Source organism: Lysinibacillus sp. RC79 (assembly GCF_041262405.1).
GTDB lineage: Bacteria > Bacillota > Bacilli > Bacillales_A > Planococcaceae > Lysinibacillus.
In genome coordinates this window covers 1-12,655 of sequence record NZ_JBGCCD010000042.1, presented here as the reverse complement: position 1 = coordinate 12,655, position 12,655 = coordinate 1, and the positions used below count along the sequence as shown (strand labels likewise).

Below are 12,655 nucleotides of genomic sequence, written 5' to 3'. Positions count from 1 at the left end.
TAAAAATGAAAATCCAACAAGTAGAGATTTTTGCAATTCATTTACCACTTATTGATCCATTTATCATCAGTTATGCTACATATGATACGATGCCTTCTATCATTTTGAAGGTTACGACAGATACAGGTATTGTAGGCTACGGTGAAGCAGTACCAGATGAACACGTAACAGGGGAGACGTGGGAGAGCACATATGCTGTATTAAAGAATCAGCTTGCTCCTGCCATCATTGGAGAAAATCCAATGACCTTTGAAAAACTTCACGATAAATTGAACAAAGTTGTGAAGGATGTGCCGGCAGCGAAAGCAGCGATTGACATTGCTTGTTTCGATATTGCGGGTAAAGCGTTACAGGTTCCAGTGTACCAACTACTAGGTGGACGTTATCATGAGAAATTCCCGATTACGCATGTACTGAGCATTGGAACACCTGAGGCGATGGCAGAAGAGGCGGCTAACCGCGTGGAGATGGGCTATCGATCATTTAAAATGAAGGTAGGAACAGAGGTAGCTCGTGATGTTGCTCGTATCAAAGCGGTACGTGAACGTGTTAGAGAAGATATTGCAATTCGTGTAGATGTAAATCAAGGATGGGGCAATGCGTCAACTACATTACAAGGTTTACGTGCATTAAAGGATTTAAATATCGATTGGTTAGAGCAGCCAGTAGATAGTGAAGATATTGATGGAATGGTAGAAGTGAAGTCGAAAACAGATGTACCATTAATGATTGATGAAGGACTTCGAGGTGTACGTGAAATGCGCGAAATTATTGCAAAGCGTGCTGCAGATAAAGTCAATATTAAATTAATGAAATGCGGTGGAATTTATCCTGCTATGAAACTAGCAGTTATGGCTGAAATGGCAGGCATTGAATGTCAAATCGGTTCAATGGTAGAATCATCAGTTGGTTCAGCAGCTGGTTTCCATGTAGCATTCTCTAAAAAAATAATGACAAGTGTAGAATTAACAGGTCCTTTAAAATTCTCTAAAGATGTCGGAAACTTACACTATGATGTGCCATTTATCTGTTTAAACGAAAAACCAGGATTAGGTGTAGACGTAGATGAAGAAATCCTTAAAGAATTATGTAAGTTCTCAACAATTGTAACAGCCTAAGGAGGCGGCGAAATGGAAAAAAATTATGAAGGTATGCTGGGGGAAACGCCGTTTTTTGTTACAACATTAAATCTTCAACATGTGCAAGAAATTGAAAAATTACAGCTTGAGGTTTATGAATCATTAGCAGACCAAAGTATATTACAGCCATTAAGCACTGAAGAATTTGACTATATTTTAAGAGGCAATGGCATGATGATAGGTGCTTACGTAGAGGATGAGTTAATTGCCTTTCGCGCACTATTGAACCCACCTGTTGATGATGAGCACCTTGGCTATGATTGTGGGCTTGCCGAGAACGAATTTCATAAAGTTTTATATCAAGAAATATCGAATGTCTCACCAGCATATCGTGGCTATGGACTACAAAAAACATTAGCCCAAGTTGTCATGGGCCATATCGATTTAGAAAAATATGATTATGTATGTTCAACGGTAAAGCCATATAATATCCCTAGCTTAAAAGATAAATTTTCTCAAGGATTAGTCGTAAAGGGATTAAAGATTAAATATGTAGATAAGCTCCGATATATTTTCTATAAAGACTTGCGACAAGAGCTACCAACCTTTACAGAAAAGAAGACGATATCAATGGGGGATACAGTTGGTCAGCAACAGCTTTTGAAACAGGGTTATATAGGTACTTCTATGTATGAGGATCAAAATGATTGGTTCGTCGTTTATGAAAAATAAATAATAGTAAAGAGCCTTATCTTGTCGACAAAAGGATAAAATATAAATTAAGGTGTTTCAATAAACAAAGGTTGATTTTCACTCCGAGTTGGCGCTTTCCGCGGGCTTGGCTTTAACTTCTTTCAGCGGGTGTCCAAACACCTGCTGAAAGAAGTTAAAGCCTCCGGCGGATGTCACGGAATCGGATAGGAGTCCTTTGTGCAAGCACAAAGCCGATTCCGGACGCAATTATGCCGAGGCATAATTGATCAATCTCCTCGTCACTACGTTCCTGCGGGGCTTTCAGCGCAAGATAATCCCGCAGGAGTCGCCACTCTCCGTGAAAAATCAACAGCTCCTCATCACCAGTATGAGTCGACAAGCTGATCTAAAACAGTATTATAGCCATGATTAAAAAACAAACCCATGTAAAATAACAATAAAGTTATTTAATTTAATTTTAAAAGCTCAAACAAGCACAACCCCGTTCTAAATGTAGGACGGGGTTAAAAATATAGTTGTTTAATTATATAACAATAGTGCCGATTGTTTAATAATGGTATACAGTTACAATTTCCATTGAAGTAGTTTTTTAGTTATTTAGAATTGACTATCTCTCCATCAGTTGTTTGGACCACTAACGGCTCAACAATTTTTTCTAGACCTATCTTTATAAATGGGAGTCCTTCTTTTGCATTGCCTTTATCGACAACCTTAACTGTGATTTCAGTGTTCCCTATGGTCTTTACATCTTTTACTTCCAGATGCTTTCCTTCATATTTCTCGCCTAATTGAATATGAATTTGTTTCATTCCTTCAGAAATCGTAGATACCTCGTAGTAGGAGGATGTATCTTTACCAGCCACTATAACGCCTTCTTCATTGATCCAATAACCTTTATCTAAAGTGATCGTCCAACCAATAATAGCAAAAATAAGGACTGGGACTATAAATAAGATTGATTTATCCACTTTGTTAAATTCAGATTTTTTTAGGCCTTGCGTAAAAGGAAGTAACGACGTCCCAACTATGGCAGCTATCAAAATACCTGCTCCAATAATGCCAAAACCCATCCCTTCAAAGCCTCTCACTTTGAACAATCCGTATAGGACGGTAAACATAGCAATTAAAAATGTCACAATCGGAGCCAAGTAGAACTTTCCTGTTTTTTTCATAGCTATTAAAGTAAAAAGGAAAATACATGCCCCTATAATGAAACCAACTAAACTTATCGTTACCAATTTGTTCACCCCCAATATATTAATGTATTAATTGAAAATCGACATAAATGAGTCTAGAAAAAATATGATCCCCAAATCAAAGAGAATTGAGAGTATAATCCACTTATTGGTAAAAAATGTCATCGTGAATACTGATAAAAAAATAGCTGCTGGGAAATAGAACATGAAAGTGACACTTTTGATATATTCAATGGCTGCATCAGCAGACAGTTCCCAGTTGTAAAAGTAAAAAGAAGAATAAATGATATAAAATAAAATGAAGGCTCTAATGGAAATAAACAACCATTTAAGGCCATGATTAAACTGAACTAATTTCTTTAATGGCTTTATTTCTACTTCCTCACTCTGTTCTAACATCGGATAAATTTCTTCAGCTAATTCATTAAATAATTGCCTACACTCACTACAGTCTTGAATATGTTCCAAAACTATATCTTTTGTTTCCTGTTCTAGCTCATCAAATACAGAGATTAACTCCCGCGAAAGAATATGAATCTTTTGGGAATCCTCCATCTTTTTCACCTCTTTCTAGCCATCTGCTTTCTCATCCTAAATATCTTGGACTTTAATGTAGGGATAGGTATATCCAAAAGTGTACTTATTTCTTGATAATCATAACCATAATGAAACTTAGCTAAAAAAATGGCCTTATCATGCGTCGATAAATAACCTAAGGTAGTTATAATTTGGGAATTTATGATTGCCTTTGATTCAGGTGTTTGATTATCAATTAATAAGCTTTCAATGACACTTTCATCATGAAACAGCGCTGGTTTTCTTTTTTTGTAATGATCGAGGAGTGTATTTTTAGCTGCCTTCACTAACCAACTTTTCATATAAGTAACTTGTTGCACTTTTGATGGATCTGTTAAGATTTTTGCAAATAACTCTTGAATGATGTCATCGGCTACGTCATAACTTTTAGTTAATCCAATTAAAAAGTTCCGCAAATATGTGTAATGCTCCTCATAAATCTCTTCAATCACCTCAAATGGATTTTGATTTATCATTTTTATCCTCCGTAAGATATCGCGCACTAAAGAGACGACTCAAATTGGAAAAGGTTTTAAATTTTTTAGGATAATAGTAAAAATGGAAATTTCCGAACATCTTTATATTGGAATACTTCATCAAAATTCATCCCCAGCCCATAATTTGTAATATATAAAAAGAATCCAATTTGAATAAAAGATTAATCAAATTGGATTCTTTTTCATTAAGTTTCTATATATTCTTAACCGGATTACTCAGTAGAATGACTTGCATCTTTTTTATTTCATTGGGCAAAAGCCACAAGCCATTAAGCCAGGTATGTCTTTTGAAAAACAACATGATTTTCGTACAGGAACGTTCACTAAATTAGTAGGGCTTTGACCTCCTGTATATTGTGCCCACCAAGATTTGTTGGAGAAACGTGCCCATGTTTTAGGGTCCTCTAAAGCTTCAATATCCTCCATTGCTTGATCAGCTAGACCGGGATTAGAAAGCAATATATGATAGTGCCAAAGTAGATATCCAAAGAAATTCTCCCATATAGTGAGAGGGGAAATAGATGTTACTTTACGGAGCTGTTGAACGATAACATGCCCATCATATAGAATCTTTTCAATAACGGCTTGACGTTCTTCCTCCTCGACATAGCGCCAATCGTTTGGATTAACAAACATTGCGACTGTAAAACTGTCAAATTCTTTTGCTGCATCAAAGCGAAGCTCGATTGGTTTACCGTCCCACACCTCGTCATAGGCGGCAAGCATGTAAAGTTGCATAGCGAAAAACATACCGTAGCGGCGTGCAAAGTGAGAAATAGCGGCTGTTTCTGTTGCTGCGTCTGTAATTCCCATCATCAGGTTTAAAAAGTCAGGATGGTAAAAGTCCTTATGTATATCCGCTAATGTAAATAATGTCCGCTTTGGTTCTGTCGTATAAATGCTATAGGAATTCAATTGTCGAACTTGATCCATCGTTAATGCTGGCATCGTGATCACCTTTTCTTTCAGTCTTCTCTTACTTCAATTATAAATTAATCATTTTTGCTTCACAAATGGAATGCAATATTGTAAAATACATTAAACATATCAGAAAGGTAGGTTTTATGGTGTGATGTCACAGCCTCATGCAATTCCAAGGCCGCTCGTACGACTGAATCAATGGATGATTCTTTTAAGTGTCATGCTAACGTGGGTAACAGGCGTCTTTTGGATTTTAGCAATTCCTTTAGTAGCAAATTTACTAGGTGTTTTATGCAATTACAACCCCATTATTCGGGTAGGGAAGCTGTTTCTAAAAAATGCGCCATCTACATATATACCAGAGGATGCACAACAGCAAAAATTTAATTCTAGAATTGCTAGCTTTTGTTTAGCAGGTGGAATTTTAGGTTACTTGCTTAAATGGCAGGTGGTTGGCTATGTCTTTACGGGAATGGTTGCTGTAGCTTCATCGTTAGCAATTGCAGGATTTTGTATAGGCTGTTTCCTACATTTTCAGTTAAAGCAATGGCAATACCGTCGCTCGTTGAAGAAGGCATAAAAAAACTTGAAAAAATTTTCAGATTAATGTTGACTTTATAATTGATAATGATTATCATTATCGTATAAAGATTATTCCTCCTCTACAATACAGTGTAGAGAGGATGAACTTTAGCTACTTTTCTCCAGAAGTTTGCTAGTTCATGATAACGCTCCTAAAACCCCCCTCATTTTTTGGGAACGTAAAATCTCTAGACGACTCACTCCATTGTGACTGAGTCGTCTTTTTTTGATTGAAACTGCAATTGTTCCGATAAAACGAGATAATATTCCGATAAAAGCTAAAATTGTTCCGATAAAATGAGATTATGTTCCGATAAATCTTCAAAGTATTCCTTTAAAAATGAAATCATCCCCGCATAACGTGGGGGTTGATTTCCGTTCCGACTGGGCGCTTTCCTGGGGGCGTCCGATGAGCCGCTTCACTCGCGTTGCTCGCTGCAGGGTCTCATCTGTGACGCTAATCCCCGAGGAGTCGCCCAGTCTCCACTCCAATCAACACTAATATATAGCGTACATTTAACTCATAATCATTATACCAAAAATTACAATTTAATATATAATATACCTTAATGAGAAGGGGTGATTATTTCATGTTTTATATTAGAAATTTCGAAAATGAGTTTGAGTTCTTTCTAGATATGTTATATGAGTCTATTCATATTCCTGAGAATAAACCATCAAAAGAAATTTTACTAAACTCGCCTGACATAAGAAAATATCACGAAGGTTGGGGGAGAAAGGGAGATAAAGCTTTGATTGCCTTTGACGCAAAAAATCAAACTGTTGGTGCAGTCTGGTACAGATTGTTTGATGAAAATAATAAAAGCTATGGTTATATTGATTGCAATACTCCTGAAATAGGAATTGCTGTTTCAAAAGACGTAAGAGGAAAAGGGGTGGGGACTTTACTGATGCGTAAAATAATTCAACAAGCGCAGGATGAAGGATACAATACCATTTCACTTAGTGTAGACCTTGAAAATAGTTCGGCCATTAATATTTATAACAAACTTGGCTTTCAAGATTATGAAGTAGTAGGCACTTCTAAAACAATGATTTACAAATTATAGTGCTCTCTAGAATAAAAAATGTACACTACTAAAAGTGAATTTAGTAATGTACATTTTTTTGTATTTAATATTACTGCGTAGGATTGCTATGAACAGCACTTTTTTTCCCTAGTACCATCGTATAGTAGCTATGTAGCAGCATGCCAACAATGATGACACCTAGGCCCGCAAGAGCAATTGGATTTGGGAATGCAATGCCGAGTAATAATACTTCACCGATAATGACAAAGAGTATTTCAGTCGATTGTGTTGCTTCAACTGCTGCAAGCTTGCCTTGATGATCGTGAACACGGTCAGTTGCAATGAAAAATAAAGTTGTGGCGATGACACCAGAGCTTATGCCTACAAGTAACGATTGCATCACTTGGCTGATGGAAGGAAGCCCGACCGTTGCCAATGCATAAATGGCTAGAATAATCCATGCAGGCATCGAGGCGATGGTCATGCCAAGAACTCGTTGATATGTATCGATGCGTCCGCCACAGATTGCCATCATTTTGCGGTTACCAAGAGGGTAGGCAAATGCAGCGACGACAACAGGTAAAATGCCAAGCATTAAACTTTTAAGTGGAACAGATTGTGCCTGTGGTATTTGGATAAGTAAAATGCCGGCTAAAATGACACATGAAATGAGTAATGAAATAAGCGGTATTTTTTGACGTACTGTTTTCCCAGCTACTACTGAAACAAATAGGGGAGCTAGTAATACGCCAGCGACAATTGTCAATTGCCATGTTCCGGAAACGAGCCAGCCTGGACCGAATGCTGCTGCAAATGTCAGTGGTGCATAGAACAATACAAATCCGATAAAGCTCCAAAGCAGCCAAGCGATAGGCTGTGCTTTCATTTCACCTGATAGTTGGGAAAAGCCTTTTCGATAGAAGACGATCGCAAGTAAAAACGGTAGCATGAAGAAATAGCGCAGCGATGCACTCCATAGCCAACTACCACCTTGCATTTCCATTGCATGATTTAATATAAATGTAACAGCAAAAAAAAGTGAGGCTAAAATGCCTAATGCAATTTCTTTCATTAAAATCACCTCAAAACCCTTCATGTAATTTGAAAATTCAGTCATTGTTTTTGAAAAAAATACGAAGAAGGGGCAAACCCTTCTTCGTAACTATTTTCCTTGTTGTTCAAAGAGCTCAACAATCTCAATAATCACTTGTGTAGCTTTCTCCATCGTTTCTGCAGATACATATTCGAATTTACCGTGCATATTTTCGCCACCTGCAAAAATGTTTGGTGTCGGTAAGCCCATGTAAGAAAGCTGTGAACCATCAGTACCGCCACGGATTGGTAATGTAATTGGAGTAATATCTAACTTTTCCATTGCTGTGCGTGCAATGTCAACGATTTCTTTAACGGGCTCAATTTTTTCGCCCATATTATAGTATTGATCTTCCATAGTAATGCTTAAAGCATCCTCGCCATATTGGGCTTTGATTTTCGCTGCAGCATCAAGAATTAATTGTTTTTTCGCCTCGAATTTTTGACGGTCATGGTCACGGACGATATAAGAAAGCTCAGTATGCTCGATCGCACCGTTAAAGCCCATTAAGTGAATAAAGCCCTCATAGCCTTCCGTTTTTTCTGGTACTTCATTGGTAGGCATTTCATTTTGGAAAGCGATCGCCATTGTGATGGCATTGACCATTTTATTTTTTGCAGAACCAGGGTGTACACTCGTACCTTTTGTCACAACCTTTACGCCTGCTGCATTAAAGCTTTCGTATTGTAGCTCGCCAAGAGGTCCGCCATCCATCGTATAAGCATAGTCGGCTCCAAATGCAGCCACATCGAATTTATGAGGACCGCGGCCAATTTCTTCGTCGGGTGTAAACGCTACACGCAATTTACCATGTTTAATAGAAGGAGTGTTTACTAGGTATTCCATAGCCGTCATAATTTCTGCGATACCAGCTTTATCGTCAGCGCCTAATAATGTAGTACCATCCGTTGTAATTAACGTTTGACCTACATAATTTTTAAGCTCAGGAAAATCTGTTGGAGACATCGCTAGATTTTCATTAAGCTGGATAACTCCGCCATCATAGTTGTCAATGCGCTGTGGATTAACGTTTGTGCCAGTAAAGTCTGTTGTAGTGTCCACATGTGCTAAAAAGCCAATAGTAGGCACTTTTTTATCTGTATTTGCTTCGAGTGTCGCAAATAAATAACCATTTTCATCTAATGTAATGTCAGTTAAGCCTATTGCTACAAGTTCATCTTTTAGTACATGCAATAAGTCAAATTGCTTTTGTGTTGAAGGAGTTGTTTCGCTTGTGAAATCAGATTGTGTATCAATTTTTGCATAACGAATTAAACGCTCGATTACTTGTTCTTTCATAAGTATGGCCTCCTAATGTGTAAGTCTAAATTATTGTAACACTTTACTTCGGATTTCGGAATATTGAAGAATGCTTAACGCAATTAGTATTTGGGCACTGTAATATGTCAACATAATAATCTCATGAGAAAATGGTAAGGGCATAACGAATTTATTAATAGATAAATAGGAATCTGATGAAATAAATAGCAGAGCTCCAATCGTTGCAAATGTAGAACCTGTTCGAATTGCAGTCCAACCCATCGTTAATATGACCGAAATATAGGCAATTACCGCGATACCAAGCACTACTTCTCCTGATGAAAACACTGTACCTGCAATCCACACAGCCATACTTGCCCCGTAAACGAGTAAGACAATCTTCGCCCAAGTCGGTACTTGTCGTTCATTAGTAGAAAAAAAGGCGATGATATAAAAAATATGACCGATTAAGAAGCTTGTTAGCCCAATTAGAAACCACTGTAGTGTATAATCACCGATCATACAAAACACAAGTCCGATGACAATTAGTAGTTGATACTTTTTAATACCTAAATTTTTTGGTGTAGCGGCTAAAATAATGATCAGAAGCATTGGAATAACTTTAAAGATAAGTATCAAGTTTTCTGGAATATGGGACAGGAAAAAAATATAATATAGACCAAACAAAATAATAAATGCTATTAAAATTTTTTTAGACAAATTTCTCATCTCCTTTTCTTTGAAATTCTTTATCTATGTTAGAATTTCCTTTATTCTTTTGTGAAGGAAATCTACATACTCATCTTATGAATGAAACTTTTTTAGTATGTAGCCGTAAATAAGTGGACAGTAAGTAAGAGAGGGTGAACGAAATGACCAAGCTATTAATAGCTTCGGCAGTCATTGGATTAATCGCGAGTGTTTTATTAACACCGCTCATAACGAAAAAGCAAGAAGACGGATCTAAAAAGGTAATTGGATACTTCTTTATAGGTGTATTTGTACTAGGGTTTTTAGCTACTGGTATAACAGTATATGTGACAAAAATGGATGTAAACTGGCTTGCTTTTTGGCCCGCTATTATTCTATTAACATTAGGCGGCGCGCTTCTTGCAAGTGGTATTGAAAGAAAAATAAAGGGTGTTTTATTTTTAGCTAGTTTAGGTGTTGCAGTGTATGTATTATCAGCTCCTTTATGGAATGCTAACGAAAAATTTAAGTCAGCTGAAATGAAGGAAGAGGTTGAAATAAAACCGTTCGATGAAACACAAACACCAGCTAGTGTTCCTCCTAAATTTGCACGTAATAAGATGAAAAAAGCGTTCGGGCAAGTACCGAATACAAGTTATTACGAGCTAGGGCGCTTGCAAATTCAAAAAGTGAATGGCGAGTATGTTTATATAGCACCAGTTGAGTTCTCTGGTTTCTTTAAATGGATGAATGGCGGGTCGACTCCTGGTTACTTTATAATGAGTGCAACGGATTCAGCGGATAATCCAAAGTTTGTTAAGCAGGAAATGAAGTATGTTCCATCTGCTTATTTAAATTCAAATTTAGACCGTCATATACGTTTACAACATCCATTCCTTGTTTTTTGTGGAGATGTACAACTTGAAATAGATGATGAGGGTAAACCATACTACATCCGTTCATATGGTGAATTTATTTCAGCACGTAATGGTTTCGATGTAAAAGGGATCGTGCTTGTAGATGCATTAACAGGAAAATCAGAAGTCATCAAGTTGAAAGATGTTCCAGAATTTATTGATGGAGCGGTTTCTCCAGAGACAGTAAGTTTACAAAATAGTTATTTCGGTAATTATATACACGGATTTTGGAACAGTAATTTTGGTAAGAAAGATGTAAAACTTCCTTCTGATGAGGGGACAGAAGCAAATGTTAGCCCGATTTTTGATGAGAAGGGCGATATGTATTATTTCACAGACTTTACGAGCCCTAAAGAGGGTGTCGATTCAATGCTTGGCTATTCCTTAACAAATGCCCGAACAGGTCAAGCAACCTATTATACTGGAAATCTAGACGCTTCTTATATGGATTCACAAGGTAACTTGCAAATTATTGAGAAGAAATTTATAGAGAAAAAATGGTCTGGAGAAATGCCGGTGTTGTATAACTTCTACGGTGAAGCTAGCTGGCTAACAGCGGTGCTTGACTCAAATGGTTTCTTACAAAATTATTTCATCGTTTCTGCGGCAAACCCTGAAATTTCGGTTTATGCGACAACTCCTAAAGAGGCACTGAAATTATATAAAACAGCCTTAAGTCGCGGTGGAACTACAGTCGAAGGAAGCTCACATGCAGAAGAGAAAAATGTAAGTGGAAAGGTGCTTCGCGTATACAAAGAACGTCTTGGAGAATATACAGTTGTATCATTTTTACTAAATAACGGGGAAAACTATTTGGTAAGCTCAGAAACAGAACCGCTTGCAATTTATTTACAAGAAGGTGATGATGTAATTCTCACTTATGGTGATACAGGAGAGCAGTTCTTACCAGTTCGATCACTGATTATTAAAGGGTTAAAATAGATAATCAATTTCGCCTTGGCGTAATTGCGTCCGGATTTTGAATTGTGCCCGCACAATTCATTCCTTTGAAAATCCGTGACATCCGCCGGAGGCTTTTCTCCATTCAGTAGGTGTTTGGACACCCATTGAAAAGGAGTAACATTCGTATTTATATCACACCTTTAGAGTGGGAATCTTCTACTGAATGAAGAAAAAAGACGATCTAGTTGCAATATGCTACGAAGATCGTCTTTTTTATGTTGGTTGAGATTCCATATAGTGAAGCATCTTTTCCTGGTGATTAGTATAAAGTGCTTTTGCATGATCGTTTAATGCAAATATTTCATGAATGTACCCTTGAAGCAAATGATGTTCATAGTCAAAAGCATAACAGTCTTCGTTTTCTAATATATGCGCTAATAAAAGTGCATGTAACACAACGACCTCTAGATTTTGTGTATTTGTAATGAATTTTAAGTTGAGGATGGTAGTGTGGGAAACGAATTGATTCACATAATCAATAGCATTCTTATAAACAGCTAAGTCGATCTGTGGTTCAAGTCGTTTTCTTAATAATGTACAATCATTATTTAAGTCTTGAATTTTTAAAAATAAACCTCTTACACTTCGCTTATGTTGTTGTTCTAAGGTACGAGCAAGATCTTTATTGACATAGGACATTTATACATAACTCCTTTCCACATAGTGGTCATCTATTAGTATTAATGGAATTATTTAAAAAGGAAAGAGTCTTTTTGTTTAATTTATACCTAAATTTAACTTCTCCCACCAAAAAAGTCTCTCACTTCTAAACGTGAAAAAACAATGTATTTTCTCATTTAATCACCTGTTGAACAAAGTTTGATCGAAACGATAACTCAATTATTAAATAGGAAGCTTTTCAATGAAATGAAAAAGTATAAATTTTTATTTGAAAAAGTATTGACCTTTTTAAATTAAGAGTGTAGTATTATACAAGTCGTTAAGACAGCTACTGAAAAACAATTAAATCAAAAGAAAATTAGTTGTTGACATCTAGCGAACGACATGATATTATATAAAAGTTGCTGTTGAGAAAACGGTAACGAAATGAACCTTGAAAACTGAACAAGCAAAACGTAATCAATAAAGTTTTTAGTAGCTAACCTTGAGTTGGTGAACGAAACAAAATTTTGGAC

At 36.7% G+C, this 12,655-nt stretch carries 13 protein-coding genes; 5 read left to right on the top strand and 8 right to left on the bottom strand.

Annotation, left to right across the window (positions count from 1 at the left end):
- The first annotated feature begins 5 nt into the window (after window positions 1-5).
- Both ABH968_RS25145 and ABH968_RS25140 read left to right on the top strand, forming a co-directional pair.
- Window positions 6-1,118, top strand: a complete 1,113-nt coding sequence (locus ABH968_RS25145; RefSeq protein WP_370048424.1) for a mandelate racemase/muconate lactonizing enzyme family protein — start codon at window positions 6-8, stop codon at window positions 1,116-1,118.
- 12 nt (window positions 1,119-1,130) lie between these two features.
- Window positions 1,131-1,811, top strand: coding sequence for a GNAT family N-acetyltransferase (locus tag ABH968_RS25140; protein ID WP_370048422.1), 681 nt, complete (start codon window positions 1,131-1,133; stop codon window positions 1,809-1,811).
- A 575-nt stretch (window positions 1,812-2,386) separates the two neighbouring features.
- Here the strand turns inward: ABH968_RS25140 and ABH968_RS25135 are convergent.
- From ABH968_RS25135 to ABH968_RS25120, 4 genes are all read right to left on the bottom strand, one after another.
- Window positions 2,387-3,031 carry a YesK family protein gene (locus ABH968_RS25135; protein WP_370048421.1) on the bottom strand — a complete coding sequence of 215 codons (645 nt, stop codon included), beginning with the start codon at window positions 3,029-3,031 and terminating at the stop codon, window positions 2,387-2,389.
- Between the two features lie 27 nt (window positions 3,032-3,058).
- Window positions 3,059-3,544, bottom strand: a complete 486-nt coding sequence (locus ABH968_RS25130) for a zf-HC2 domain-containing protein (protein ID WP_370048419.1) — start codon at window positions 3,542-3,544, stop codon at window positions 3,059-3,061.
- Between the two features lie 5 nt (window positions 3,545-3,549).
- The gene (locus ABH968_RS25125) at window positions 3,550-4,041 is read right to left on the bottom strand and encodes an RNA polymerase sigma factor (RefSeq protein ID WP_370048417.1); all 492 of its coding nucleotides are present in this window, start codon (window positions 4,039-4,041) and stop codon (window positions 3,550-3,552) included.
- Window positions 4,042-4,302: 261 nt separating this feature from the next.
- Complete coding sequence (locus ABH968_RS25120) at window positions 4,303-5,010, bottom strand: Fe-S oxidoreductase (RefSeq protein WP_370048416.1); 708 nt, start codon at window positions 5,008-5,010, stop codon at window positions 4,303-4,305.
- A 124-nt stretch (window positions 5,011-5,134) separates the two neighbouring features.
- On the opposite strand from ABH968_RS25120, the gene ABH968_RS25115 reads away from it, so the two are divergent.
- The gene (locus tag ABH968_RS25115; RefSeq protein ID WP_370048470.1) at window positions 5,135-5,563 is read left to right on the top strand and encodes a DUF4395 domain-containing protein; all 429 of its coding nucleotides are present in this window, start codon (window positions 5,135-5,137) and stop codon (window positions 5,561-5,563) included.
- A 592-nt stretch (window positions 5,564-6,155) separates the two neighbouring features.
- Complete coding sequence (locus ABH968_RS25110) at window positions 6,156-6,635, top strand: GNAT family N-acetyltransferase (protein ID WP_370048414.1); 480 nt, start codon at window positions 6,156-6,158, stop codon at window positions 6,633-6,635.
- Between the two features lie 70 nt (window positions 6,636-6,705).
- Here the strand turns inward: ABH968_RS25110 and ABH968_RS25105 are convergent, their stop codons facing one another.
- From ABH968_RS25105 to ABH968_RS25095, 3 genes are all read right to left on the bottom strand, one after another.
- Window positions 6,706-7,668 (bottom strand): DMT family transporter, encoded by a 963-nt coding sequence (locus tag ABH968_RS25105; RefSeq protein ID WP_370048412.1) that lies wholly within the window; start codon window positions 7,666-7,668, stop codon window positions 6,706-6,708.
- A 90-nt stretch (window positions 7,669-7,758) separates the two neighbouring features.
- Window positions 7,759-8,988, bottom strand: coding sequence for a peptidase T (pepT, locus tag ABH968_RS25100; protein ID WP_370048411.1), 1,230 nt, complete (start codon window positions 8,986-8,988; stop codon window positions 7,759-7,761).
- A gap of 30 nt (window positions 8,989-9,018) precedes the next feature.
- Window positions 9,019-9,678 (bottom strand): lysoplasmalogenase, encoded by a 660-nt coding sequence (locus ABH968_RS25095; RefSeq protein ID WP_370048409.1) that lies wholly within the window; start codon window positions 9,676-9,678, stop codon window positions 9,019-9,021.
- Window positions 9,679-9,821: 143 nt separating this feature from the next.
- Between ABH968_RS25095 and ABH968_RS25090 the strand changes: the two genes are divergently transcribed.
- Entirely contained in the window at window positions 9,822-11,498 is a 1,677-nt protein-coding gene (locus ABH968_RS25090; protein ID WP_370048408.1) for a hypothetical protein, read from the top strand.
- Between the two features lie 234 nt (window positions 11,499-11,732).
- On the opposite strand, the gene ABH968_RS25085 is transcribed toward ABH968_RS25090, so the two are convergent.
- Window positions 11,733-12,158 (bottom strand): hypothetical protein, encoded by a 426-nt coding sequence (locus tag ABH968_RS25085; RefSeq protein ID WP_370048406.1) that lies wholly within the window; start codon window positions 12,156-12,158, stop codon window positions 11,733-11,735.
- Window positions 12,159-12,655: the final 497 nt, after the last annotated feature.

Bases quoted from the DNA above. Each gene is read 5' to 3' on its own strand.
- ABH968_RS25145 (WP_370048424.1), top strand. From the start codon at position 6: ATGAAAATCCAACAAGTAGAGATTTTTGCAATTCATTTACCACTTATT.
- ABH968_RS25140 (WP_370048422.1), top strand. From the start codon at position 1,131: ATGGAAAAAAATTATGAAGGTATGCTGGGGGAAACGCCGTTTTTTGTT.
- ABH968_RS25130 (WP_370048419.1), bottom strand. From the start codon at position 3,544: ATGGAGGATTCCCAAAAGATTCATATTCTTTCGCGGGAGTTAATCTCT.
- ABH968_RS25125 (WP_370048417.1), bottom strand. From the start codon at position 4,041: ATGATAAATCAAAATCCATTTGAGGTGATTGAAGAGATTTATGAGGAG.
- ABH968_RS25120 (WP_370048416.1), bottom strand. From the start codon at position 5,010: ATGCCAGCATTAACGATGGATCAAGTTCGACAATTGAATTCCTATAGC.
- ABH968_RS25115 (WP_370048470.1), top strand. From the start codon at position 5,135: ATGTCACAGCCTCATGCAATTCCAAGGCCGCTCGTACGACTGAATCAA.
- ABH968_RS25110 (WP_370048414.1), top strand. From the start codon at position 6,156: ATGTTTTATATTAGAAATTTCGAAAATGAGTTTGAGTTCTTTCTAGAT.
- ABH968_RS25105 (WP_370048412.1), bottom strand. From the start codon at position 7,668: ATGAAAGAAATTGCATTAGGCATTTTAGCCTCACTTTTTTTTGCTGTT.
- pepT (WP_370048411.1), bottom strand. From the start codon at position 8,988: ATGAAAGAACAAGTAATCGAGCGTTTAATTCGTTATGCAAAAATTGAT.
- ABH968_RS25095 (WP_370048409.1), bottom strand. From the start codon at position 9,678: ATGAGAAATTTGTCTAAAAAAATTTTAATAGCATTTATTATTTTGTTT.
- ABH968_RS25090 (WP_370048408.1), top strand. From the start codon at position 9,822: ATGACCAAGCTATTAATAGCTTCGGCAGTCATTGGATTAATCGCGAGT.
- ABH968_RS25085 (WP_370048406.1), bottom strand. From the start codon at position 12,158: ATGTCCTATGTCAATAAAGATCTTGCTCGTACCTTAGAACAACAACAT.